At 72.5% G+C, this 24,365-nt stretch carries 21 protein-coding genes and 1 pseudogene; 10 read left to right on the top strand and 12 right to left on the bottom strand.

Annotation, left to right across the window (positions count from 1 at the left end):
* The first annotated feature begins 69 nt into the window (after nucleotides 1-69).
* From SMD20_RS02385 to SMD20_RS02365, 5 genes are all read left to right on the top strand, one after another.
* Nucleotides 70-1,038 (top strand): aldo/keto reductase, encoded by a 969-nt coding sequence (locus tag SMD20_RS02385; RefSeq protein WP_329574363.1) that lies wholly within the window; start codon nucleotides 70-72, stop codon nucleotides 1,036-1,038.
* A 40-nt stretch (nucleotides 1,039-1,078) separates the two neighbouring features.
* The gene (gene polX / locus SMD20_RS02380; protein ID WP_329574361.1) at nucleotides 1,079-2,764 is read left to right on the top strand and encodes a DNA polymerase/3'-5' exonuclease PolX; all 1,686 of its coding nucleotides are present in this window, start codon (nucleotides 1,079-1,081) and stop codon (nucleotides 2,762-2,764) included.
* 80 nt (nucleotides 2,765-2,844) lie between these two features.
* A complete protein-coding gene (locus tag SMD20_RS02375; RefSeq protein WP_329574360.1) occupies nucleotides 2,845-3,435 on the top strand; it encodes a TOPRIM nucleotidyl transferase/hydrolase domain-containing protein in 591 nt (196 codons plus the stop codon).
* A gap of 169 nt (nucleotides 3,436-3,604) precedes the next feature.
* Nucleotides 3,605-4,654, top strand: a complete 1,050-nt coding sequence (locus SMD20_RS02370) for a sulfite oxidase (protein WP_329574359.1) — start codon at nucleotides 3,605-3,607, stop codon at nucleotides 4,652-4,654.
* Nucleotides 4,655-4,797: 143 nt separating this feature from the next.
* Nucleotides 4,798-6,444: a WS/DGAT/MGAT family O-acyltransferase gene (locus tag SMD20_RS02365; protein WP_329574357.1), complete on the top strand. Its 1,647-nt coding sequence runs from the start codon at nucleotides 4,798-4,800 to the stop codon at nucleotides 6,442-6,444.
* A gap of 240 nt (nucleotides 6,445-6,684) precedes the next feature.
* Here the strand turns inward: SMD20_RS02365 and SMD20_RS02360 are convergent.
* Nucleotides 6,685-6,822 (bottom strand): annotated as a pseudogene (locus SMD20_RS02360) (helix-turn-helix domain-containing protein); the annotation flags it as partial.
* Nucleotides 6,823-6,900: 78 nt separating this feature from the next.
* Nucleotides 6,901-7,878: an alpha/beta hydrolase gene (locus SMD20_RS02355; protein WP_329574356.1), complete on the bottom strand. Its 978-nt coding sequence runs from the start codon at nucleotides 7,876-7,878 to the stop codon at nucleotides 6,901-6,903.
* A 36-nt stretch (nucleotides 7,879-7,914) separates the two neighbouring features.
* Between SMD20_RS02355 and SMD20_RS02350 the strand changes: the two genes are divergently transcribed.
* Complete coding sequence (locus SMD20_RS02350; protein WP_329574354.1) at nucleotides 7,915-8,850, top strand: aldo/keto reductase; 936 nt, start codon at nucleotides 7,915-7,917, stop codon at nucleotides 8,848-8,850.
* 11 nt (nucleotides 8,851-8,861) lie between these two features.
* On the opposite strand, the gene SMD20_RS02345 is transcribed toward SMD20_RS02350, so the two are convergent.
* Both SMD20_RS02345 and SMD20_RS02340 read right to left on the bottom strand, forming a co-directional pair.
* Entirely contained in the window at nucleotides 8,862-9,884 is a 1,023-nt protein-coding gene (locus SMD20_RS02345) for a polyprenyl synthetase family protein (RefSeq protein ID WP_329574352.1), read from the bottom strand.
* A gap of 70 nt (nucleotides 9,885-9,954) precedes the next feature.
* Nucleotides 9,955-10,791 carry a TioE family transcriptional regulator gene (locus SMD20_RS02340; RefSeq protein ID WP_329574350.1) on the bottom strand — a complete coding sequence of 279 codons (837 nt, stop codon included), beginning with the start codon at nucleotides 10,789-10,791 and terminating at the stop codon, nucleotides 9,955-9,957.
* Nucleotides 10,792-10,863: 72 nt separating this feature from the next.
* Here SMD20_RS02340 and SMD20_RS02335 point away from each other — a divergent pair, with 72 nt between their 5' ends.
* Complete coding sequence (locus SMD20_RS02335) at nucleotides 10,864-11,748, top strand: phosphotransferase enzyme family protein (RefSeq protein WP_329574348.1); 885 nt, start codon at nucleotides 10,864-10,866, stop codon at nucleotides 11,746-11,748.
* A 140-nt stretch (nucleotides 11,749-11,888) separates the two neighbouring features.
* On the opposite strand, the gene SMD20_RS02330 is transcribed toward SMD20_RS02335, so the two are convergent.
* The 3 genes from SMD20_RS02330 to SMD20_RS02320 form a co-directional block, all read right to left on the bottom strand.
* On the bottom strand, nucleotides 11,889-13,487 hold the full coding sequence (locus SMD20_RS02330; RefSeq protein WP_329592400.1) for a solute symporter family protein: 1,599 nt from the start codon (nucleotides 13,485-13,487) through the stop codon (nucleotides 11,889-11,891).
* 17 nt (nucleotides 13,488-13,504) lie between these two features.
* Entirely contained in the window at nucleotides 13,505-13,834 is a 330-nt protein-coding gene (locus SMD20_RS02325) for a DUF485 domain-containing protein (protein ID WP_091082417.1), read from the bottom strand.
* A gap of 103 nt (nucleotides 13,835-13,937) precedes the next feature.
* The gene (locus SMD20_RS02320) at nucleotides 13,938-15,158 is read right to left on the bottom strand and encodes a trans-sulfuration enzyme family protein (protein ID WP_329574345.1); all 1,221 of its coding nucleotides are present in this window, start codon (nucleotides 15,156-15,158) and stop codon (nucleotides 13,938-13,940) included.
* Between the two features lie 11 nt (nucleotides 15,159-15,169).
* Between SMD20_RS02320 and SMD20_RS02315 the strand changes: the two genes are divergently transcribed.
* Nucleotides 15,170-16,165 carry a LacI family DNA-binding transcriptional regulator gene (locus SMD20_RS02315; protein WP_329574343.1) on the top strand — a complete coding sequence of 332 codons (996 nt, stop codon included), beginning with the start codon at nucleotides 15,170-15,172 and terminating at the stop codon, nucleotides 16,163-16,165.
* Nucleotides 16,166-16,223: 58 nt separating this feature from the next.
* A complete protein-coding gene (locus SMD20_RS02310) occupies nucleotides 16,224-18,410 on the top strand; it encodes a helicase-associated domain-containing protein (RefSeq protein WP_329574341.1) in 2,187 nt (728 codons plus the stop codon).
* Between the two features lie 8 nt (nucleotides 18,411-18,418).
* Here SMD20_RS02310 and SMD20_RS02305 read toward each other — a convergent pair whose 3' ends face one another.
* The 5 genes from SMD20_RS02305 to SMD20_RS02285 form a co-directional block, all read right to left on the bottom strand.
* The gene (locus tag SMD20_RS02305) at nucleotides 18,419-19,906 is read right to left on the bottom strand and encodes a sodium/solute symporter (protein WP_329574339.1); all 1,488 of its coding nucleotides are present in this window, start codon (nucleotides 19,904-19,906) and stop codon (nucleotides 18,419-18,421) included.
* Nucleotides 19,903-20,343, bottom strand: a complete 441-nt coding sequence (locus SMD20_RS02300; RefSeq protein ID WP_329574337.1) for a hypothetical protein — start codon at nucleotides 20,341-20,343, stop codon at nucleotides 19,903-19,905. Before SMD20_RS02300 ends, SMD20_RS02305 begins: the two co-directional genes overlap by 4 nt.
* Nucleotides 20,340-21,092: a LytR/AlgR family response regulator transcription factor gene (locus SMD20_RS02295; RefSeq protein ID WP_329574335.1), complete on the bottom strand. Its 753-nt coding sequence runs from the start codon at nucleotides 21,090-21,092 to the stop codon at nucleotides 20,340-20,342. Before SMD20_RS02295 ends, SMD20_RS02300 begins: the two co-directional genes overlap by 4 nt.
* A 33-nt stretch (nucleotides 21,093-21,125) precedes the next feature.
* Nucleotides 21,126-22,307, bottom strand: a complete 1,182-nt coding sequence (locus tag SMD20_RS02290; RefSeq protein ID WP_329574333.1) for a sensor histidine kinase — start codon at nucleotides 22,305-22,307, stop codon at nucleotides 21,126-21,128.
* A 69-nt stretch (nucleotides 22,308-22,376) separates the two neighbouring features.
* Nucleotides 22,377-22,781: an HIT family protein gene (locus tag SMD20_RS02285; RefSeq protein WP_329574331.1), complete on the bottom strand. Its 405-nt coding sequence runs from the start codon at nucleotides 22,779-22,781 to the stop codon at nucleotides 22,377-22,379.
* Nucleotides 22,782-22,836: 55 nt separating this feature from the next.
* Here SMD20_RS02285 and SMD20_RS02280 point away from each other — a divergent pair, with 55 nt between their 5' ends.
* Nucleotides 22,837-24,363: an MFS transporter gene (locus tag SMD20_RS02280; RefSeq protein WP_329574328.1), complete on the top strand. Its 1,527-nt coding sequence runs from the start codon at nucleotides 22,837-22,839 to the stop codon at nucleotides 24,361-24,363.
* The last annotated feature ends 2 nt before the right edge of the window (nucleotides 24,364-24,365 follow it).

Below are 24,365 nucleotides of genomic sequence, written 5' to 3'. Positions count from 1 at the left end.
CATCCCCCGGATCGGGGAACAGGTCGACAGGGCGGAAACCCGTACGTTCCGCCCCCTAATGTGAACGGTATGGATTACACGCGACTGGGTGGCACGGGTCTGCAGGTCTCGCGGGTGTGCCTCGGCATGATGAGCTACGGCGACCCCTCCCGCCAGGACTGGGCGCTGCCGCAGGACGAGGCGGAGCCGATCATCCGCCGGGCGGCCGACGCCGGCGTCACCTTCTTCGACACGGCCGACGTCTACAGCCGGGGCGAGAGCGAGGTCGTGACCGGCAACGCGCTGCGCGCGATCTTCCCGCGTCGCGAGGACTACGTGCTGGCCACCAAGGTGTACTTCCCGATGAGCCGCCGGCCCAACGACGGCGGCCTGTCGCGCAAGCACATCATGGCCGCCATCGACGCCTCACTGCGCCGGCTCGGCACCGACCACGTCGATCTCTACCAGATCCACCGCTGGGACCCCGAGACGCCCATCGAGGAGACGATGGAGGCGCTGCACGACGTGGTCCGGGCGGGCAAGGCGCGTTACCTCGGCGCGTCCAGCATGTGGGCGTGGCAGTTCGCCAAGGCCCAGCACGTGGCCGAGCTCAACGGGTGGACGAGGTTCGTCTCGATGCAGCCGCACTACAACCTGCTCTACAGGGAGGAGGAGCGGGAGATGCTGCCGCTCTGCCTCGACCAGGGCGTGGGCGTGATCCCGTGGAGCCCGCTCGCGCGCGGGGTGCTGGCCAGGGCGGGCGCGGCGGCGTCCACCTCCCGGGCCGGCTCCGACACCCGCATCGAGTCCCTGTACGACCCGGAGAACGACAAGGCCATCGTGGACCGCGTGGCGCGGGTGGCCGCCGACCGTGGGCTGCCGGCCGCGCAGGTCGCCCTGGCCTGGCTGCTGCACCAGCCCGCGGTCACCGCGCCGATCGTCGGGGCCACCAAGGACCGGCACGTGGACGACGCGGTGGCGGCGGTGGACGTACGGCTGTCGGAGGAGGAGCTGGCGTTCCTGGCGGAGCCGTACCGGCCGCGTGAGGTGCGGTTCTGACCTCCCCGGATTGTCGGTGCGGGCCTCTAGGGTTAGGGGCATGCGGGCAAATGAGGAGGCGGCGTCGGCGCTGCAGGAATACGCGGAGCTGTTCGCGCTCTGCGGCGGCGACGCCTTCCGGGTGCGGAGCTACCAGAAGGCGGCCAAGGCCATCGCCGGGTTCCCCGAGGACATCTCGGTGGTCGACGTGCGCTCGGTGCCCGGGGTGGGCGAGGCGATCGCCAAGAAGATGGAGGAGTTTCTCCAGCGGGGCAGCTTCCGGCAGCTCGACGACCTGCGGGGGCGGGTGCCCGAGGGCGTGCGGAGGCTGACGCGGGTGCCGAGCCTGGGCCCGAAGACGGCGATCATGCTGTTCGAGGACTACGGCATCGACTCGACCGACGCGTTGCGCGAGGCCATCGAGGGGGGCCGGCTCAAGGGCGTCAAGGGCCTCGGCCCGAAGACGCTGGCCAACCTGCTGAAGGGCGTCGAGCAGCTGGAGCAGTCCGGCAGACGGGTGCACATCGGGGTCGCGATGTCGCTGGCCGAGCAGGTGATGGGGTCGCTGAGCGCCGAGCGGATCGCCTACGCGGGGTCGCTGCGGCGGATGAAGGACACGATCGGCGACATCGACATCCTCGCGGTCGCGCCCGAGTCGATCATGGAGGAGTTCCGCGCGCAGCCCTACGTCGCGGAGGTGATCGCGGCCGGCGACAAGAAGACGTCGATCCGCACCACGTCCGGCGTCCAGGTCGACCTGCGGCGCATCCCGGCCGGCTCGTGGGGCGCGGCTCTTCAGTACTTCACCGGCTCCAAGGAGCACAACGTGGCCATCAGGGAGATGGCGGTGAAGAAGGGGTGGAAGCTGTCGGAATACGGCCTGTTCGAGGGCGAGCGGGTGATCGCGGCCGAGTCGGAGGAGGAGATCTACCACGCGCTCGGCATGCAGTACGTCCCGCCGCCGATGCGGGAGGACGGCGGCGAGGTCAAGGCGGCGCTGCGGGGCGAGCTGCCGGCGCTGGTGGAGCTGGCCGATCTCAAGGGCGACCTGCACACGCACACCGACCTCACCGACGGCATCGCCTCGCTGGAGGACATGGTGGCCGCCGGGCACGCCCGCGGTTACGCCTACTACGCGGTGACCGACCACGCGCCCGACCTGTCCATGCAGCGGATGACGCTGGACAAAGCGCTGGAGCAGCGGGAGCGGCTGGCCCGGCTGCAGGAGAAATATCCGGACATGCGGCTGCTGCACGGCTCCGAGCTCAACATCGCCCCTGACGGGTCGGTCGACTGGCCCGGAGAGGTGCTGCGGGACTTCGACGTGTGCGTGGCGTCGGTCCACTCGCATTTCGGCATGTCACGGGACGAGATGACGCGCCGGTTCATCGCCGCCTGCGAAAACCCGTACGTCGACGTCATCGGCCACCCGACCACCCGCAAGATCGGCAAGCGCGAGCCGGTGGACGCCGACTGGGACGCCGTCTTCCGCGCGGCGGCGCGCACGGGCACCGCGATGGAGATCGACTCCTATCCCGACCGCTCCGACCTGCCGTCCGACCTGGTGCGGCTGGCCAAGCACCACGGGGTGAAGTTCTCCATCGACAGCGACTCGCACGCGATCCCGCACCTGGCGCACCAGCGCTTCGGCGTCGGGATCGCGCAGCGGGCCTGGCTGACGCCGGACGACGTCATCAACACCTGGCCTCTCGAACGCCTCCTGGCCTTCCTCGGACGTCCCCGGTGACAACGGCAGACCCACTTTTGACCAGGGGGCGCCCGCAAAAGCGGATGAACAACGTCGGGGTCGGGTGAAAGGGTGGGCTCGTGAGCGAGACGCGAACCGTGGTCCTGGTCGAGGGCGCCAGCGACAAGGCGGCGTTCGAGGCGCTGGCCCGGCGCCATGAGCGGGATCTGACGGCCGAGGGCATCTCCCTCGTGGCGATGGGCGGCGCCACGAACATCGGCACCTATGTCGGCAGATTCGGCCCCGCCGGGCTGGGCCTGCGGCTGGCCGGCCTGTGCGACGCCGGGGAGGAGGACGACTACCGGCGCAGCCTCGAACGCGCCGGCCTCGGCTCCGGGCTCGACCGGGACGGCCTGGAGGCGCTCGGGTTCTTCACGTGCGTCGCCGACCTGGAGGACGAGCTGATCAGGGCGCTCGGCACCGACGCGGTCGAAGCGGTCATCGAGGCCGAGGGCGAGCTGGGGTCGTTCCGCACGCTCCAGCGGCAGCCCGCCTGGCGCGAGGGTTCCACGCATGACCAGTTGCGCCGGTTCATGGGGGCGGGCAGCGGCCGGAAGATCCGCTACTCCGGCCTGCTCGTCGCGGCGCTCGAACTCGACCGCGTGCCACGGCCGCTGGACCTGCTGCTGGCCCACGTCCTGAGCGACAGGCCGAGCCCGCTCGCCGGGTGAGCCCCCGGCCGCGTCCGGGTAGAGCCAGAGTGTCACGGTAGAGCCGTCGCGCTCCCCCAGGGGAGTGCGACGGTGAGGGTTTGTTCCGGCAAAGGATCGCGACGGAAGCCGACGCGAGGAGATTAAATGGTTTACAGGTAGGGAATACCAATTAACGAGGTGACACCCCATGACGAACGCCACGGCGAGCATCCTGAAGCCCCTGCCCGGCCACCTGTTCAGGGTGCGCGGCGAGAACGCCGAGATGCGGTGGGAGGCCATGTCGGGGCAGGGATACCACACCCCGATCGACCGGTTCTTCGTCCGCAACCACACCGGCACGCCGCTCATCGACGCCGCGACCTGGCGGCTGCGCCTGCACGGCCCCGGTCTGCGATGTCCGCGCGCGTTCGGCTACGAGGAGCTGCGCGCCATGCCGTCGCGGACGTACGACGTGGCGATCGAGTGCGCCGGCAACGGACGCCGCTTCTACGGCCGCCAGCAGCATGACGCCGCGCCGGGCACCCAGTGGGGGCTGGGCGCGATCGGGGTGGCGCGCTGGCGCGGCGTGCCGCTGAAGCACCTGCTCAAGGAGGCCGGCGTGCGGCCCGAGGCGGTGGACGTGCTCCCGTCCGGTCTCGACGACCCGTTCGAGGACTACGGGCACGTACGCCGCCCGCTGCCCATCGCCAAGGCCATGGACGACGTGCTCGTGGCGTACGAGATGAACGGCGAGCCCCTGCCCCCCGACCACGGATTTCCCGCCCGGCTGGTGGTGCCGGGATGGGTGGGAATCGCGTCCATCAAATGGCTCGGCGACATAGAAGTCTCCACGAGCCCCGTGTCGAGTCCGTGGAACACCGTGTTCTACCCCGATGTCACCACGCAGCCGGTGAAGAGCGCGTTCGAACTGCCGTGGAACGCGCAGCTGGCGATCGGCGGCGTCCCTCTGGTGCTGCACGGGCGGTCCTGGTCGGGGCAGGGCCGGATCACCCGGGTCGAGGTCAGCTTCGACGGCGGGGGCACCTGGCGCGCGGCCACGTTGCACGGAAGTCACCTGGTCAGCGCCTGGTCGCAGTGGCACGTCACCTGGGCGCCCCGGCGGCCGGGCCCCTATGTGCTCATGGCCAGGGCGACCGACGAGACGGGCGCCACGCAACCGCTGGTCATCCCCCGGCACCCGTTCGGCTACCACTTCAATGCTGTGGTGCAACACCCTGTTGAGGTTGTTCTTGGCTAGATAATTGTCACGGATGCTTGCTGAGCTGGCCATTTTCTCACAGCTTGCACGAAGCGGACCGATTCATCTGAAACACTCTCCCGGAAACCTTGCGGAAATCCGCTCATGTGATGCTGCTCGTACGACGGGAGAAAGGAGAGCAGATGCGCCAGCTCACCGCGCTCGACGCCCAGTTCCTCAACGTCGAGACCGCGACCACCGCCGCGCACGTGGCCGGACTGGCGATCCTGGACTCCGGCGAGGGCGCCGTCAACCGGGACGCGCTGGCGAGCCTTCTGCTCGACCGCCTCCACCTGTCCCCCGCTCTGAGCCTCCGGCTGGCGGAGGTGCCCCTGGGGCTCGACCGCCCGTACTGGACGCAGGACCCCGACTTCGACATCGGCAACCATCTGTTCGAGCTGACCCTGCCGCAGCCGGGCAGCGACTGGCAGCTCGCCGAGGCGGTCGCGGAGCTGCACGCCCGCCGGTTGGACCGCTCCCATCCGCTGTGGGAGATGCACCTCATCCACGGGCTGCCTGAAGGGCGGGTGGCGGTCTACACGAAGGTGCACCACGCCGCCATCGACGGCGTCTCCGGCGCCGAGACCCTCGCCACCCTCCTCGACCTCACCCCGGACGGCCACCTCGTCCGGCGTCAGGAAGCCACGCCCCCCACGAGCCCGTCCAAGTGCGGGGTGGGCCGCGAAGGCGGGGACGGGACGTCGCGGGAGGTCGTCGCGGGTCGCGGGCCCGGGGTGGTGGGCATGCTGGCGGGGGCGGCGGCGCGGTCGGTGACCCAGCCGGTGCGGACGGTCGGGTCGGCGGTCAGGATGGCCGGGGACATGGACGCCATCCCGCTGGCGTCGCGGCTGCCCGGCGCGAAGGCGATCGCGAGGGCCGCGCGGCTCGTGTCCGGGCAGCGGCGGGACCGGCCCGAGCTGCCGAGCCTGGCGGCTCCGCGCACGCCGTTCAACGGGCCGATCAGCGGCCGGCGGCACGTCTCGTTCGGGTCGCTGTCGCTCAAGGACGTCAAGAACGTCGCCAAGGCCAACGCCCTCAGCGTCAACGACGTCGTCATGACCCTGTGCACGTCGGCCCTGCGCGCCTGGCTGGCCGAGCGCGGCGCGCTGCCGGAGGAGCCACTGGTGGTGGCGGTGCCGGTCGCGGTGCGCAAGCACGGCGCCAAGGACGCGGCGGGCAACCAGATCTCCGCCATGATCGCCCCGATGCCCACCGACGTGCCCGACGCGCGGGAGCGGCTGCGGCTGGTGGGGGCGACGATGCGGCGGGCGAAGCGCAGGTTCGCGCTGGCCCCGGCGACCTGGCTGCAGGAGCTGTGCTCGCTGCTGCCCGCCCCGGTGACGGCGCTGGCCACGCCGGCGGTGTTCCGGCTGACGGGCAGGCTGGCGGGCATGGCGCTGCCGCCGGTCAACCTGATCATCAGCAACGTGCCGGGGCCGCAGTTCCCGTTGTACCTGTGCGGGGGCAGGGTGCTGTCCTACTACCCGATGTCCGTCCTGACGGACATGAGCGGCGGGCTGAGCATCACCTGCTTCTCCTACGACGGCATGCTGGACTTCGGCGTCGTCGCCTGCCCGGAGCGCGTGGACGACGTCTGGAGCCTGGTGCGGCACCTGCGCGAGGCGCTGGAGGAGCTGCTAGACGAGCGCGTGGGCGACGAGTTCCGCGACGGCGTCGGGGTCGATCTGGTGTCCTGTGAGCTGCCACAGGTTCTCCTGGTAGATGAGGACGGCGGCGAACATGGCCGCCGCGACCTCCAGCCTCGCCGCGTCACCGCGGGCCCCGGGTAGCGCCAGCTCCAGCGCGAACCGGGCACGCCGGACGAGCTCGCCGTTGAGCCGGCCGAGCCGCTCCTTGACCGAGCCGTGCGTGTCGGCCTCGCGGAACAGGATGCGCCGCATCGCCGGTGAGGCGCGCAGCGGCAGCGCCCGGGCGAGCCGGGCGAGGGTGCCCGCCGGGTCGCCCGGCACCGCTTCGACGTCGCGCCCCTCCTCGATGTGGGTGCGTTCGTCGATCAGCGCGACCAGGACGTCGATCTTGCGCGGGAAGTAGTCGGAGATGAGCTCTCCGGGCACCCTGGCGAGCTTGGCGATGACAGCCGTCGGTGTGGCCTCGTAGCCGGATCCCGCGAACAGCTCCTCCGCCGCGTCAAGGATGCGCGTGCGCACGTCACCCGTCACCACAGCACGAACCCTAACGGCACCGCCGCGCCTGCGTCACGCCCTCTCCGGCCCGTGTGAGAGGGCTCACCGCGCGCCGATCGCGGAGACGAGCATCGGGTAGGCGCGGTGCAGCTCACGCTGCCAGTACGTGTGGTTGTGTCCGCCGCGATAGAAGTGCGTGCGGACCGGGATGCCGAGGTCGTCGAGGCGGGCGGCGAAGGAGCGGGCGGCGCGGTTGGCCAGGTCCTCCACCAGATCGCCCTCGCCGGCGGCCACGTACAGCTCGACGCCCTTCAGCTTCTCCGCCAGGTCGTACGGGTTGTGCGCCCGCCACACCCGCCGCTGCTCCTCCGGGTCGCCCCAGACGCGTTTCCAGTCGGTGCCGAAGCAGCCGACCGTCGTGCCGGCCATCACGGCCTGGGGGACGCCGGGGGCGGTGATGTTCACGGCGCCGCTGAAGGAGGCGGCCGCCTTGAACATGCCCTTGGCCGCGTACAGCATCGCGCCCTGGCCGCCCATCGAGTAGCCGGCGATGGCGCGGTCCCGGCCGGCCCGGTAGCGGGATTCGAGGAGGGGGAGCAATTCGCGCAGGTGGTAGGTCTCCCAGCGGGGCGGGCCGCCGTCGCCGCCGTTCCACCAGTCGGAGTAGCTGCCGCACTTGCCGCCGTCCGGCATGACGACCATGACGCCGGTGTCGCGGGTGAGCGCGTCGACGTCGGTTCTGGCCGTCCACGAGGTGTGGTCGTCGAGCCCGCCGTGCAGCAGCCACAGCACGGGCCAGTCGCGGCGGGACTCCCAGCCGCGCGGGAGGAGCAGGCGCACCTTGGTGGTCTCGTCCCCGAGTGCCGGGGAGCGGATCGTGAGCTCCAGCCTGCGCTCGTCGAGGCGCCGCTCGTCCACGACCTCCGCCGCCCGCGACGGGCTGGGGGTTACGGACGCGGGGGCGGTTGGTTCCGGACCTGCCCTTTGCGAGTCGTGGGGCAGCAGCAGGGCCAGCCCGAGCAGGAACAGACCGCCGGCGACCACCGCGCCGACCAGGCATCCACGTAATCGGGGTGCCATCCGGGCCTCCTTGTCGGATCGTCGGATAATAGCTGGATGAGATCGATAGGCACCACGGACCTGTCCGTTTTCCCGATAGCACTCGGCACGAACGTCTTCGGCTGGACGGCCGACAAGGAGACCTCGTTCGCCGTGCTCAACGCCTACGTCGAGGGCGGCGGCAACTTCATCGACACCGCCGACGTCTACCCGTCCTGGGTGACCGGCGAGTCCACGTCCGAGATGATCATCGGCGAGTGGCTGGCCGAGCGGCGCATCCGCGACTCCGTCGTCCTCGCCACCAAGGTCGGCATGCTGGAGGGGCTGCGCGGCCTGGCTCCGGCGACCATCCGCACCGCGGTCGAGGACTCGCTGCGGCGGCTCCGTACCGACTACATCGACCTCTACTGGGCGCACGTGGACGACCACGACACGCCGGTGGTGGAGACGCTGTCCACGTTCGACGACCTGGTGCGCGAGGGCAAGGTGCGCTACGTCGGCGCGTCCAACCACACGGCGCGGCGGCTCGCCGAGGCGGTCGAGCTGTCCGACAAGGAAGGACTCGTCCGGTACGTGGCCCTGCAGCAGGAGTACAACCTGGTGGAGCGCGGGTACGAGGGCGAGCTGCGGGACGTCGTGGCGCGGGAGGGGCTGGCCAGCACCCCGTACTTCGGGCTCGCGCGCGGCTTCCTGACCGGCAAGTACGCGCCCGGCGTGACCGTGGAGAGCCCGCGGGCCGCGTCGGCGGCCGAATACCTCGCCACCGAGCACGGGCGGCGCACGCTGCGGGCGCTGGCCGAGCTGGCCGACGCGCGGGGCGTCGAGCAGGCGTCGATCGCGCTGGCGTGGCTCGCGGCGCAGCCGACGGTGGTGGCGCCGATCTCCAGCGCGCGCGACGTCGCGCAGCTGGGGGCGCTGATGGCGGCGGCCGAGCTGGAGCTGAGCGACCAGGAGCTCGCCCTCCTGGACAATGCCTCCCGCCCGGCTGACTGACCCGTCGGCGGTCAGTGGGTGCGGTTGACCAAGGACTCGCACAGGGCGCGCAGGTCCGACGCCCCGGGAAGGTGCGCGTCCAGGAGGTGGAGAGCCGCGGAGAGGTGGCGGGCGGCCAGCGTGCCGGCGGCGGCGCGCCCGCCCGCCTCCTCGACCAGCCGGGCCGCCGCACGCACCGCGTCCTCGTCCTCCAGTCCCGCCGCGAGGACGGCCGACAGCTCGCGGGCGGCCGTCCCGCCCGCGGCGAGCGCGCACAGCACGGGAAGCGTCTTCTTCTCGCGCCGCAGGTCGCTGTGCACCGGTTTGCCGGTGACGGCGGGATCGCCCCAGATGCCGAGCACGTCGTCGGCGATCTGGAAGGCCACTCCCAGGTCGCGCCCCATCCGGCCCATCGCCTCGGCCGTCTCCGGCGGCGCCCCGCCGAACGTGACGCCGAGCGCCGCCGCGGCCCCCAGCAGGCCGCCGGTCTTGCCGGCCGCCATGCGGGTGTACTCCTCGACGGTGACCGCGTGGGGCCCGCGCCAGGGGCGGTTCTCGAAGGCCATGTCGGCGCTCTGCCCGTGGACGAGCTCCGTGAGGGCCGCCGACAGCAGCCGCATCACCTCCGGGACGCCGGCGAGCTGGGCGACGGCCAGGGCCAGCAGCGCGTCGCCGGTCAGCAGGGCGGGGCCGGGCCCGTACGCCTTCCAGAGGGTCTCGCGGTGCCGGCGCCGTTCGTCGTGGTCGATGATGTCGTCGTGCGCCAGGGAGAAGGCGTGCACCAGCTCCACCGCCACCGCTCCGGGCAGCGCGGCCACCGCGTCGCCGCCCACGGCCTCAGCGGCGAGCAGGACGATGGCCGGGCGCACGCCCTTGCCGCCGTCCCCGGTCTGGGGGCGGCCGTCCGCGTCCGACCAGCCGAGCGCGAACCCGGCCATCCGCGAGCTCCACGGGTGCAGGCCGCCGACGGCCTCGCGGAGCGCGGGTTCGAGCAGGCGGCGGCAACGTTCCATGGCCGCCGTGACGGCGGCGGCCGGGGGACGGCTGACGTTCAACTGGTGCTCCTCCCCCGGTCCGATGCCCTTCCAGGACCCTATGCCAAAAGTGACTAACGGCGCGTAGCGCTCACGTGGGCAGGGACAGGTACGCGTGCAGCTCGGCGGCGGCCGACAGCATGGCGCGGCCACGGGCCGAGAGGCGGTCACGCCAGCCGTCCAGGGCGGCCCGCAGGGGTTCGACGCCGCCGGCGGCGCGTACCTGCTCGATGAGCGGGGCGATCTGCTCCAGCAGGTAGCCGCCGCGCCTGAGCTGGTGCGCGAGCCGGGCGTCGCGTACGTCGGCGGCCGAGTAGACGCGGTAGCCGGTCTTCGGGTCGCGGCGCGGGCGGACCAGCCCGGCCCGCTCCCACTTGCGCAGCGTGGCGGGGCGCAGCCCGAGCCGGCGGGCCAGGGGGCCGATGAACGTCGCGTCCGGCCCGTGCTCGCCGGCAGGGGGCGACGTGGGGCCGGCCGGGGCGCGGGTGAGGTCGGCCGGGGCGCGGGTGAGGTCGGCCGGGGCGCGGGTGAGGTCGGCCGGGGCGCGGGTGAGGTCGGCCGGGGCGCGGGTGAGGTCGGCCGGGGCGCGGGTGAGGTCGGTCAGGGCGCGTTCCACCGCTTCCAGGGTGCGGCGGTCGTCCAGGAGCTGGGCGTGGCTCTCGTCGACGCGCCGCAGCGCCTCCTCGACCGCGCCCTCGTTCACCGCCCGCATGATCGCGGTCGCCGTCGCGTGCCCGTGGGCGGGCACCAGGGCGAGGAACGCCCGCAACGCCTGCGCGTGCCGGGGCGTGTAGGCGCGGTAGCCGGCGGCCGTCCGGTCCGCGGGCGGCAGGATGCCCGCCTCCTCGTAGTTGCGTACCGCCTGGGTGGACAGCCCGTGCCCGCGCGCCAGGTCGACCGGCCGCAGCCGACGCCCGTCTCGTGACACCGCCGCTCCTCGCGAGAATCCTCCATGAAAGCTCCGACGATACCGCCGGACGACGGCATGTAGGCTGGCGGGATGATCTTCGTCAAGACGCCCCTGACCCGGGAGATCCGCGAAGCCGTGGCTCTGACCTGGGGTGTCACGGGGGAGGGTGAGCGGTTGTACGGCGGAGAGGAATCCGCCGCGTACCGGCTCGACGGGCACGTCGTCCGCGTCGGCCCCGCGTGGCGGACCGCCGCCGAGTCGGAGTGGTGCCACGCGATCGCCCGGCACGCCGCCGCCGGCCTCCCCGAGGCCGTCGCCCCGCTGCCGACCGCCGAAGGCGCGACGGTCATCGTCGTGGACGGCCGCCCGATCTCCTGCTGGCCGTACGTCGAGGGCGCCTGGCCGGACTCCGACATCCCGGCCCAGCGCGCGGCCGGCGCCCGTCTGCTCGCCAGGCTGCACAGGTCCCTGGCAGGCTGCCGTCCCGGCCCGCGCCCGGTGCCCGCCTTCCAGGAGTCCGGCCTGTACGGCGATCCGCCCCAGGACGCCACCGAGCTGGACGACCCCGGCCTGGACCGCTGGCTGCGCGCCTTCCACGCCGCGCACCCCGTGCGTCACCCCCTGCACGGCGACTACTACGCCGGCAACACCCTGGCCAGAGACGGCCGGATCGTGGCGGTTCTCGACTGGGACGAGACCTTCGTCGGCGCCCCTGAGCTGGAGCTGGCCGCCGCCGCCCTGGAATGGGGCGACGACCTGAAAGGGCCGAGCGAGGAGTTCGTGGCCGCTTACCACGAGGAGGGCGGCACGGCGGCCCGCCTGGACGAGGAGTCGCTCGCCCAGCTCGTCAGGCACAAGCTCCGCAGGGAGCACGCCTACTTCCACAAGGCCATCCGCTCAGGGGTGGAGCACGACGAGGAGGACGCCGAATACCACCGCGTCCGGGTGGAGCTGTTCCACCGGCTGCGCCCCTGACAGCCCGCCGTCCAGCGCGCGAAGAAGGGCCCGGTCTCGTCACCGAGACCGGGCCCTTCGGTGCGGAGGGCGCCCGGGCGGGGGTGGGCGGCCTTCCGCGGAGAGGCGCCCTCAGGGCAGGAGGCGCCTCACGCTCGCGGTCAGTGCGGGTCGGCCTTCTCCGCGCCGACGCCGGTGAGGGAGCGGACCTCGATCTCGGCGTACTTGGCCTCGTTGTGCTCCTTGCTCAGGATCGTGCCGAGCCAGCCGCACAGGAAGCCGATCGGGATCGACACGATGCCCGGGTTGCTCAGCGGGAACCAGTGGAAGTCCACCGTCTTGAACAGGGACGTCGGAGCGCCGGAGACCACCGGCGAGAAGATCACCAGCAGGAGGGCGGAGACCAGGCCGCCGTAGATGGCCGCCACCGCGCCGGCCGTGTTGAAGCGCCGCCAGAACAGGCTGTAGAGGATGGCGGGCAGGTTGCCCGAGGCCGCGACCGCGAAGGCCAGGGCCACCAGGAACGCCACGTTCTGTTTCTGGGCGAGGATGCCGAGGCCGATCGCGACGGCGCCGATGACGAGGGCCGAGACGCGGGCCACCGCGACCTCCTGCCGCTCGCTGGCCTGGCCGCGCTTGAAGACGTGCGCGTACAGGTCGTGGGCGAAGCTGGAGGAGGAGGCCAGGGTGAGCCCGGCGACCACGGCCAGGATCGTGGCGAAGGCCACCGCGCCGATGAGCGCGAGCAGGATCGTGCCGCCGACCGAGCCGAAGATCTCCTCGCCGATCCGCTGGGCCAGCAGCGGCGCGGCCGTGTTGCCCGCCGGGTCGCCCTCGGTGATCGCCGTCTTGCCGACCAGGGCCGCCGCGCCGAAGCCGAGGACCAGGGTGAGCAGGTAGAAGACGCCGATGATGCCGATGCCCCACAGGACGGACTTGCGGGCGTCCTTGGCGGTGGGGACGGTGTAGAAGCGGATCAGGATGTGCGGCAGGCCGGCCGTGCCCAGCACCAGGGCGAGGCCCAGGCTGATGAGGTCGATCTTGCCGGCCAGGCCCTGCGCCTCGGTGCCGTACTTCAGGCCGGGGCTGAGGAAGGACTCCGGGTTGGCCTTGGGGCCGCTCGTCGCGGCGGCCTGGCCGAGCAGCGCCGACAGGTTGAAGCCGAACTTGCCGAGCACCAGCAGCGTCACCAGCGCGGCGCCGCTCATGAGCAGCACGGCCTTGACGATCTGGACCCAGGTGGTGCCCTTCATCCCGCCGAAGACCACGTACACGATCATCAGGGCGCCCACGCCGACGATCGTCCACACCTTGCCGGCCTCGCTGGTGATGCCGAGCAGCAGGCCGACCAGCGCGCCCGCGCCGACCATCTGGGCCAGCAGGTAGAAGATGCTGACCACGATGGTGGAGACGCCGGCGGCGGTGCGGACCGGGCGCGGGCTCATCCGGAAGGCCAGCACGTCGGCCATGGTGAACTTGCCGGAGTTGCGCATGAGCTCGGCGACCAGCAGCAGCGCGACCAGCCAGGCCACCAGGAACCCGATCGAGTACAGGAACCCGTCGTAGCCGGACAGCGCGATGATGCCCGCGATGCCGAGGAAGGAGGCGGCCGACATGTAGTCGCCGCCGATCGCCAGGCCGTTCTGCACGCCGCTGAACGAGCGTCCGCCCGCGTAGTAGTCGGCGGCGGTCTTGGTCTGGCGGCTCGCCCAGAAGGTGATCGCCAGCGTCGCGGCGACGAAGGCGAGGAAGAGGATCATCCCCAGGGTGGTGGAGCTCACTTCGTCTTCTCCTCGACCTCGTGGCGCAGCTTGTCGGCGATGGGGTCGAGCTTCTTCTCGGCGTGCCTGGCGTAGGCCCACGCGATCAGGAACGTGGACACGAACTGCAGCAACCCGAAGATCAACCCGACGTTGATGTCCCCGAGGACCTTGGTGGCCATGAACCCGCGCGCCCAGCCCGACATCACGACGTAGAGCAGGTACCACACGAGGAACGCCACGGTCATGGGGAACGTCCAGGCCCGGAAGCGGCGCTTCAGCTCCTGGAACTCACTGCTCTCCTGAACGGTTTCATAGACCGATGCGTCATGTTCTTGAGTCGTCACGAGACCTCCACTGTGATGCGGATCACGCTCAACGTAGGAGCGCAACGTACCCCGCGTGGAGGTCCCGGGAGGGGTTGTTCGCCGAGCCGCCGCCGAGCGGCGATTAGTTGGGGCGGGCCTGCGGTGAAAGGTCCTTCTCGCGCGATGAGCGGTCGGTCATCCCGTTCGCCCCCTTCAGCGCCTTCAGCGCCTGATCGAGATCGTTGATCAGGGTGTCGGCCGGTTCGAGGCCGACGGACAGACGGACGAGGCCGGCCGGGATGCCCATCGTGGCGCGTACGCTCTCCTCGGTGGACAGGGCGGGGGCGTTGACCAAGCTCTCGAAGCCGCCCCAGGACACACCGATCCTGAAATGCCGCAGTTTGTCGAGAAAAGTCGCGACCTGATCGGTGTCGTCCGTCGCCAGCTCGATGCTGAACAGGCTGGAGAACCCCGACATCTGCCGCAGCGCGATCGCGTGCCCCGGATGCGACGGCAGGCCCGGATGGTTGACCTCCCGCACCCCGGGATGGCCGGCCAGGAACCTCGCCACCGCGAGCCCCCGCTCCTGGTGGGCCGGCATGCGCACGGGCAGCGTGCGCAGCCCCTTGATCACCTTGGCCGCGTCGTGCGGCGACATGGCGGCGCCGTAGAGCTGGTACTCGGTCAGCGCGAGCGGCCTGATGAGCCGGGACGGACCGATGACGACGCCGCCGACCAGGTCGCTGTGGCCGCCCACGTACTTCGACAGCGAGTGCACCACCAGGTCCACGCCCAGCGTCAGCGGCTTCTGGAACAGCGGCGTGGACCACGTGTTGTCCATCACCGTCACCAGCCCGCGCTCACGCGCCCACGCCGCGACCTCGGCGATGTCCACGATCGCGTACGCCATGTAGGAGGGCGACTCGAAGTAGAGTAGGCGCGTCCGCTCCTTGATAGCGCTGTCACACTCCGCGAGGTCGCTCACGTGCGTATGCGTGACCCCGAACTTCTCCAGGTAGCGCAGGAACTGCGTGGTCGGCCCGTACACCGCGCCCAGCACCAGCACGTGGTCACCGGCCGACACCAGCGACGAGATCGTCGCCGCGATGGCGCCCATCCCCGAGCCGAAACACTTGGCCCGCTCTCCCCGCTCCAGCGCCGCGAGCTTACGCTGGGCGAGATCGACCGTCGGGTTGGTCCCCCGCCAGTAGACGTAGCGCTCGTCCTCGTTCCTGATGGCCTCGCCCAGCTCCCCGGCCGTCGCGAACGTGAACAGCGAGTTCTCGAACACCGGCGGATTGACCGCGCCCAGCGTCCACGGCTCGTCCTCGCCCAACCGGCCACAGATCCATTCATCATCCATGGGGGCAGAGTATGACAACGCGCAAGCCGACCATGGCCGACGTCGCCAGGCACGCGGGCGTGAGCCTCAAGACCGTCTCCCGGGTGGTCAACCAGGAGCCGCACGTACGGGCCTCGCTGCAGCAGCGGGTGCAGGCGGCCATCAGCGCGCTCGGCTACCGCCGCAACGAGGCCGCCGCCCGGCTGGCGCGGGGCGCGACCATGCTGACGCTCGGCCTGGTCATGGAGAACATCTCCAACGAGTTCTACGCGCGGCTCGCGGCCGCCGTGGAGGCCGCCGCGGCCGAGCACGAGGCGCTGGTCGTCTTCGGCTCGTACGAGGAGAGCCCCGACAAGGAGCGCATGCTCATCGAGTCCATGGCGGCGCGGGGCGTCGACTCGCTCATCGTCGTCCCGTCGGCGGCCGACCACGGCTGGCTGGCCGAGCACGCGAGCCTCAGGATGGTGTTCGTGGACCGGCTGCCGCCCGGCCTCGCGACGGCCGACGTGGTGGTGCTCGACGACGAACGGGGCGGGCGGGCCGCCACCGGGCACCTGCTGGCGCGCGGGCACCGGCGGATCGCGCTGATCTCCGACGACGACGGGCTGAGCTCCGTCCACGAGCGGGCCGCGGGCTACCGCGCCGCCCTCGCCGCGGCCGGGCTGCCGGTCAACGAAGGGCTGGTGGTGCACGGGGTGTTCGACCCGTGCCGGGTGGCGGAGGAGGTGGCGCGGCTGCTCGACCTGGCCGATCCGCCGACCGCGTTCTTCGCCGCCAACAACCGGGCGGCGATCGGGATCCTGCGGGCGCTGCGGGAGCGGCCGGAGCGGCCCGCGTACGTGGGGTTCGACGACTTCGCCCTCGCCGACGTCTTCAGCCCCGGGGTGACGGTCGTCCGCTACGACGTCCCGCTGCTCGCGCGCACCGCCGTGGACCTGCTGCTGCGTCCGGCGGAGGGGGCGGCCCGGCTGGTGAGGCTGCCCGTGGAGCTGGTCCCCCGCGGCTCCGGCGAGCTCCCGCCCCCCTGACCGTCCCGGGGGTGGGAATCGGCCGCGTTCTGTCGGCGATCCTCGCTAGTCTCGTGCCGTGCCGCGCACGAACGCCGAACTCACCACCCTCCTGGAGCACCGCCCGGAGCTGGCGGCGGCTCCTTCACTCGATGTGGTCGAACGCCTGCTGGCCCGGCCCGAGCCGGCCATTCCCGTGCTGCTCGGTCTCGACGCCGACTGCCACGTGGTCAGCCAGGCCGTCCAGGCGGCGGGCGGGGCCACGACCCGGGAGCGCCTGGCGGCGGCCCTGCACGACCCACGGGGCCGCCTCGGCGAGGTGCTCGCCACGCTCGCCGCCCACGGCCTGCTCACCCTCGACGGCCCTTCCGTGCGTTCCCCGCACCAGGCCGGCCTGTGGGCGCACCCGTTCGGGCTGGGCAGGCCGCTGCGCGAGCTGGCCGTCGAGCTGACCGCCGAGATGCTGAAGACGCTGGTGAGCGCGCACGGCGGCCGGCCCAGGGGGCGGAGGGCGGAGCTCGTGGCCGAGGCCGGGCGGCTGCTGGCCGACGGCGCGGCGGTCCGGGCCCGCGCCGCCCGCCTCCCCCGTCAGGCGGCCGACCTGCTGCGCACGATGGCGGCCGGGCGGCCGGTGCTGGAGAGCGAGCAGGTCCACTTCGGCTCCGGGGTTCGTACGCATCCGGTGCGACGCCTGGTCGAGGCCGGGTTCCTGGTGCGCGACGGATGGGCTTACGAGATGCCGCGCGAGATCGGCCTCGCGCTGCGCGGCGACGACTGGCGGCCGGCGCTGACCGGGCAGCCCGGCGTTCCCGTGCGCGAGGCAGTGCCGCCCGCCGACGGGGTGGGCGCCGCGCTGCGTGCGCTCGACCTGGTCGAGGCCCTGGTCGAGCTGGCCACCGACACCCCGCTGGGCGAGCTGAAGGCGGGCGGCGTCGGCACGCGGGAGCTGCGGCGGGCGGCTAAGGCGCTGGGCGTCACGGAGCAGGAGGTGACGTTCTGGCTCGACGTCGCCCACGCCGCCGCGCTGATCGCCTCCGACGGCGGCGAGCGGATGACCGGGACCACCCTGGCGGACGACTGGCTCGCCCGCTCCCCCGCCGCCCGCTGGCGGGTGCTCGCCGCCGCCTGGCACGGGCTGCCGCAGGCGGCGACCCACCGGGTGGTGGGGTGCTGCGAGGGGCACCTGGACCCGCTGCCGCCGCCCTACCCGTTCGAGTGCGGGGCGGGGGCGATCCGCCGGGCCGTCCTGGACACCCTCCGCACCCTGCCCGAAGGCGTGGGCGCGGCGGCGTCCGGGCTGATGGCGGCCGTCCACTGGCGCACCCGCGCCGCCGCCGAGTCGCCGCCGGCCGCCGAGTCCTTCGTGACGGCCGCTCTGCGCGAAGGCGACCTCCTCGGCCTCACCGCCGACGGCGCCCTCACCCACCTGGGCCGCACCTACCTCACAACCCCCGGCGCCTCCGGTGGGGAGCCGGAGCCGCTGGCGGCGCTGTTTCCCGTGCCCGCTCTCACCGTCACCCTGCAGAACGACCTGACCGCCGTCGTCACCGGCCTTCCCGCGCCCGCCCTGGCCGCCTTCCTGGGCTCGTGCGCCGACCTGGAGTCCCGTGACCGGGCGAGCGTATGGCGCTTCTCCGAGCGGAGCGTGCGGCGCGCCCTCGACGCGGGCGCCGACGCCGAGTCCCTGCTGGCGGGCCTGGCCCGGCACAGCGCGAAGGACGTCCCGCAGCCCCTGCGCTACCTCGTCACCGACGCGGCACGCAAGCACGGCACGCTCAAGGTCGCCGCCACCCCGTCGGTGGTGATCGCCGACGACGCGGCCACGCTCACCGGGCTGTGCCGCGCGAAGTCCCTGCGCAAACTCGCCCTCCAGCAGGTGGCGCCCACGGTCGCGCTGTCCGCCCGCCCGCCCGAGGAGACCCTGCGCCTCCTCCGCGAGGCCGGGCACGCGCCCGTGGCCCTGGCGCCCGACGGCACGATCAGGGCCGAGCCGGCCCGCCGGCCCCGGCTCCCCGTCGACGCCGAGCCCGCCCCCGACCCGGCCGCCACGGCCGCCGCCATACTCAAGGGCACCGCCACCGGCACCGCCGAGGCCCTGGCCCTGGCCGCGATGACCGGCGAGCTGGTCGTCATCGTCTCCCAGCGCCGCGAGCACTACATGGACGACCTCGCGATCGCCGGCGACGCGATCACCGGCTACTGCCACGACTGCGACCGCGGCCACACCTTCGACCGGGCCCGCGTCACCAGGGCCTACCTGCCTTAGGACGAGCCCTAGGAGGAGCGGGGCCGCCAGTCGCCGCGGTTGAGGTCCAGGTTCTCGGGGGTGTGCAGGCGGACCATGACGCGCGCCACGTTCGCCGGCACCCGGTGCGGGGTCAGGAACGACACCGCCACCATCACGACGAACGCGATCGGCACCGTCCACGCCGCGGGCTGGGCCAGCAGCGCCGCCGTGAAGCCGTCGTACGGCGCCCCCGTGATCGTGGCCAGCACCGCCCCGCAGGCGAGGCCGCCGCCCACGAGCAGCCCCGCCAGCGCCCCCGTCGTCGTGAGGCGGCGCCACCAGATGCCGAGCACCAGCAGCGGGCAGAACGACGAGGCCGCCACCGCGAAGGCCAGCCCCACCACGTCCGCCACCGGAAGCTGGCGCGCCCACAGTGCCAGGCCCAGCGGCACCACCACGGCCATGAGGGTGGCGATCCTGAACGAGCGCACCCCGCCCTTGAGCAGGTCCTGCGCGATCACCCCGGCCACGGACACGGTCAGCCCGGACGAGGTGGACAGGAACGCCGCGAACGCCCCTGCGGTCAGCAGCGCCGTCAGCAGGTCGCCCAGGGTGCCGCCGATCATCCGGGCCGGCAGCGTCAGCACGACCGTGTCGGTGCGGGTCAGGTCGGGGGCGTAGAGGCGGCCGAGCCAGCCGTACATGGCGGGCATCAGGTAGAAGGCGCCGAGCAGGGAGAGCACGACGAGCGTCGTACGGCGGGCGGCCCGGCCGTCGGGGTTGGTGTAGAAGCGCACGAGCACGTGCGGCAGCCCCATGGTCCCCAGGAACGTGGCCAGGATCAGCGAGTACGTCGAGTACAGCCCGTACTCCCTGCCCCCGCTGAGCGGCGTCTGCCAGGTGGCGGCGTCCGCGGCGCTCACCCCGGGCGCGCCGTTCGCGCGCCAGGCCATGAGCAGGAACACCAGCGGCACGGCCAGCGCCGTCAGCTTGAGCCAGTACTGGAACGCCTGCACGAACGTGATCGACCGCATGCCGCCCGACAGCACGTTCACCGCCACGACCAGCGCCACGAGCAGCCCGCCCGCCCACGGTGGCGCGCCGGTGATCTCCCGCAGCACCAGCCCGGCGCTCTGGAACTGCGGCATCAGGTAGAGCCAGCCGATGAGCACGACCAGCACGCTCGCCGTCCTGCGCACGGCCATGGACTCCAGCCGGGCCTCGGCGAAGTCGGGCAGCGTGTACGCCCCGGAGCGCCGCAGCGGCGCGGACACCAGCACCAGCAGCACCAGGTAGCCGCCGGTCCAGCCGACCGGCAGCCACAGCATGTCCACGCCGAAGGCGAGGATGAGCCCGGCGACGCCGAGGAAGGAGGCGGCCGACAGGTACTCGCCGCCGATGGCGGAGGCGTTCCACAGCGGGCTGACGGTGCGGGAGGCGACGTAGAAGTCGGACGTGGTGCGCGAGACGCGGATGCCGAACGCTCCGATGAGCACGGCCGCCACCACCACGACCAGCACGGCGGTGAGGCTCATCGGCGTTCGACCAGCTCGGCGAAGTGGCGTTCGTTGCGCTCGGCCTGGCGGACGTACAGCCAGGCGCCGAGGACGAAGGCGGGGTAGATGAGCCCGGCGAGCACCGCCCACGGGAGCGGCACGCCGAGCAGCTCGACCTCGCGCAGCTCGGGGATGAGCAGGAACAGCAGCGGCAGGCCGCCGACCACGCAGGCGAGTACGGTGCAGACGAACAATGCCAGCCGGAACTGGGTGCGCAGCAGGGAGCGCATGTAGACCTCGCCGAGGCCGGTCTGCTCGTCGATCTCGCGGGTGGCCGGATAGCGGGGGCGGCGCGCGGCGGCGGTGCGCGGGCTGGTCACGGCGGTCCGCCGGGGCCGCCGGCCGGGACGCGGCTCCTCCGCCGACGTTCCCGGCGTTCCCGTGGGTGTTCCTCCAGGCGTTTCTCCGGGTGTCATTCCGGGCGTCCCTTCCGTGCGCGCCGGACCAGCACGTCGCGCAGCTCCCGCGTGTGCCTGCGGCTGACCGGGATCTCGGTGCCGGCCACCCGGACCGTGCACCTGCCCGAGTCGATGTGCAGCTCGTCGATGTGCTTGACGGCCACGAGGTGGCTGCGGTGCACCCGGAGGAACCCGGCCGGGGCCCACCGTTCCTCCAGCGTGGCCAGCGGGATGCGGACGAGATGGCTGCCGGCCGCCGTGTGCAGCCGGGCGTAGTCGCCCTGCGCCTCGACGTAGATGACGTCGGCGCTGGAGACGAAACGGGTCACCCCGCCCAGCTCGACCGGGATCGTGTCGCTCTCGCCGCCTTCGGCGGCGGGCACGTCCGCCGAGACCGCGACGCGCCGGATGGCCTCGGACAGCCGCTCCGGCCGTACCGGCTTGAGCAGGTAGTCCTCGGCCTTGATCTCGAAGGCGTCCACGGCGTGCTCCTCGTACGCCGTCACGAACACCACCCGGGGCGGGTTGGCGAACTGCGACAGCAGCCGTCCGAGCACCACCCCGTCGAGCCCGCGCATGCGGATGTCGAGGAACACGGCGTCGATCGGCCGCCCGTCGGCGATGGCGCGGTCCAGCAGCCGCAGCGCCTGCGCGCCGTCCCGCGCGGTGGCGACCTCGCCGATGCGGGGGTCGGCGCGCAGCAGGTACGACAGGTCTTCGAGGGCGGGCAGCTCGTCGTCGACCGCGAGAACCCGGAGTTGTGCCATAGACAGTGATGAAACCGACAACAAAGATCAAGGTCAACGGGCAGAGACACCGGGGTGATATTTCGGCAATCTGATGTTGACCTTGGTGCCCGCCCCTTCGCCGGTCTCGACGACGAGGCCGTACTCGTCGCCGTACACCTGGCGCAGCCGCTCGTCGACGTTGGCCAGCCCGACGCCGCCCGCCGGGACGATCTCCCCGGCGAGGATGAGCCGCAGCCGGTCGGGGTCCATGCCGAGGCCGTCGTCCTCGACGCTGATGCGGCACTCGGCCCCCGCGTCCTCGGCGACGATCGTGATGCGGCCGACGCCGTTGCGGCTCTCCAGCCCGTGCCGTACGGCGTTCTCGACCAGCGGCTGCAGGCACAGGAACGGCACGGCGACGGGCAGCACCTCGGGCGCGATGCGGAGGGTGACCTGGAGCTGGTCGCCGAACCTGGCCCGCTCCAGGATCAGGTAGCGGTCGATGGAGCGCAGCTCCTCGGCGAGGGTGGTGAACTCGCCGTGCCGCCGGAAGGAGTAGCGGGTGAAGTCGGCGAACTCCAGCAGCAGCTCCCTGGCCCGCTCCGGGTCGGTACGGACGAAGGAGGCGATGGTGGTGAGCGAGTTGTAGATGAAGTGGGGGGAGATCTGCGCCCGCAGCGCACGCACCTCGGCCTCCATGAGCCGGGTGCGCGAGCGGTCGAGCTCGGCCAGTTCGAGCTGGGAGTCCACCCAGCCGGCGACCTCCTGGGCGGCGCGGACCAGCCCGGCCGAGGCGCTCTGGCTGTAGGCGATGAGCGCGCCGACCACCCGGTCGTCGGTGGTGAGCGGCACCACGACGGCCTGCCTGATCGGGCATTCGAGCAGGTCGCAGTCGAGGGTGAGCACCTGGATGCGGCCGTCCTCCAGGGTGGCGGCGGCGTGCTCGAAGGCATGCTCGGCGTGGTGGTCGTCGCCCTCTCCGTCGTAGACGAGCAGCCGCTCGGCGTCGGCGATGGCCAGGGCGGGCGAGTTGAGCAGGGCGCGCAGGTGACGGGAGGCCCGCTCGGCGCCGTCCTCGGTGAGCCCGGCGCGCAGCGGCGGCGCGGCCAGTGAGGCGGTGTGCAGGGTCTCGAACGTGGCCCGCTCGGCCGGGCTGGTGCCCAGCTCGCGGCGGCCCCGGAGCACGCGCCAGAGCACGATCGCGGGCACGCCCACGAGCACGGCGACCACGGCGCTGCCGACGACGTACTCCACGCGGCCGAAGCCTAGCCGAGGCCGGAGCCCAAGCACACAGGGCCCGCGCACACCGGAGGGGCCGGCGGCTCAGAGCGCCGCCGCGACGCGGGCGGCGTACGACTCGGCCTCCTCGGCGGAGTCGTATTTCGTGCGGGGCCAGAAGAAGCCGCGCAGGCCGTCCTTGCGGTGCCGGGGCACCACGTGCACGTGCAGGTGGGGGACGCTCTGGCTGATGCGGTTGTTCATCGCGACGAACGTGCCCCCGGCCTCCAGCCCTTCTTCCACGGCCCGTGCCAGGGCCTGCACCCGGGTGAAGAACGGCCCGACGTCGCCGAGGTCGGCCAGCGTCTCGGCGTGGACGCGCGGCACGACCAGCACGTGACCCTTGAAGACCGGCCGGGCGTCGAGGAACGAGACCGCCACGTCGTCGGCGTGCACCAGGTGAGCGGGCCGCTCGCCCGCGATGATCTCGCAGAACAGGTCTGTGCTCACGCTCCCGACCCTATCGGCTCGACATTTGGCGACAGGTCGTTGCTATCTTAGAGACATGGTGTCGCTAAACGAGCGGACCCGGCAGAGCTGGCTCCCCCTCTTCGTGCTCGGCGTCGGCATGTCGATGATCATCATCGACGCGACGATCGTGAACGTGGCCGTCCCCGCGATCATGGCCGACCTGTCCTTGTCGGCGACCGACGTCGAGTGGGTCAACTCGATCTACTCGCTCACCTTCGCCGCCCTGCTGGTCCCGCTCAGCCGCACCGGCGACGCGCGCGGCCGGCGGCGCATGTTCGCCTCGGGCCTGGTCGTTTTCCTGGTGGCCAGCGTGCTCGCGGCCCTGGCGGGCAGCGGCGCGCTGCTCATCGGCGCCCGCGTGCTCCAGGGCGTCGGCGCGTCGATGGTGGTGCCGATGACGCTCGCCATCATCAACTCTCTCTACGTCGGGCCGCGCCGCACGATCGCCTTCGCCGTCTGGGGCTCGGTCATCGGCGGCATGGCCGCGCTCGGCCCGCTGCTCGGCGGCTGGCTGGTGACCGGCCACGGCTGGCGCTGGGCGTTCTGGGTGAACCTGCCCATCGGCCTGCTCGTGCTGCTCGGCACGCTCAAGGTGCCGGAGTCCAAGGACCCGGACGCCCGCGGCTGGGACGTGCCGGGCGTGCTGCTGTCCGTCGCGGGCACCTCGGCGCTGGTGTTCGGGCTCATCGAGGGCCAGCGCTACGGCTGGTTCGCCCCGGCCGAGGGGCACACGATCTCGCCGATCCCGTTCGCGTTCGCGCTGGCGGCGCTGGCGCTCACGGCGTTCACGCTGGTCGAGCGGGCGCGGGCGCGGGCGGGCCGGCCGGTGATCCTGGACCTGTCGCTGCTCGCCATCCCCTCCTTCCGGTACGGCTGCCTCACCGCGATGATCGTCACGCTCGGCGAGTTCGGCATGATCCTGGTGCTGCCGCTGTTCCTGCAGTCGGCGATGGCGTTCACCGCGTTCGAGGCCGGCCTGGTCATCGCCTCGCTGGCGCTCGGGACGTTCCTGGCCGGCGGCGTGGTGCCGAAGCTCCGGCTGACCCCGCGCCTCATCGTCCGGCTCGGCCTGGCCCTGGAGGCCGTCGGCGCGATCGCGGTCGGCCTGTCGGTCTCCCCGTCGCTCGGTTACTGGACGCTGGTGCCCTGGCTCGTCCTGTACGGCGTCGGCGTCGGCTTCGCCTCGGCCCAGCTCCCGAACCTCACGCTGGCCCAGGTGCCGCCCCGCCAGTCCGGCGTCGCCTCCGGCCTGCAGAGCGCGATCCGCCAGCTCGGCGCCGCGATCGGCATCGCCGTGCTCGGCTCGGTGCTGGTGACCGGCCTCGGCTCGGCCATGGCCGACCGCCTGCCCGCCGACCCGGCACTCGGCAAGGCGGTGCGCGACAGCGCGGGCGCGGCCGTCGCCATGATCAAGGACCCGGTCAGGCACGCCGCCGCGGTGGCCGCCGCCGCCGACGCCACCCGCCGGGTGACCGTCTTCACCGGGATCGTGCTGTTCGGCGGGGTCGGGGTGACGCTGCTGCTGCCCGATACTGGGGTGGGACGACGCAAGGAGGAGTGAGA

Source organism: Nonomuraea sp. LP-02 (assembly GCF_036289125.1).
GTDB classification, from domain to species: domain Bacteria; phylum Actinomycetota; class Actinomycetes; order Streptosporangiales; family Streptosporangiaceae; genus Nonomuraea; species Nonomuraea bangladeshensis.
The sequence above is the reverse complement of the archived record's forward strand: the minus strand, read 5'-3'. Positions and strand labels throughout refer to the sequence as shown.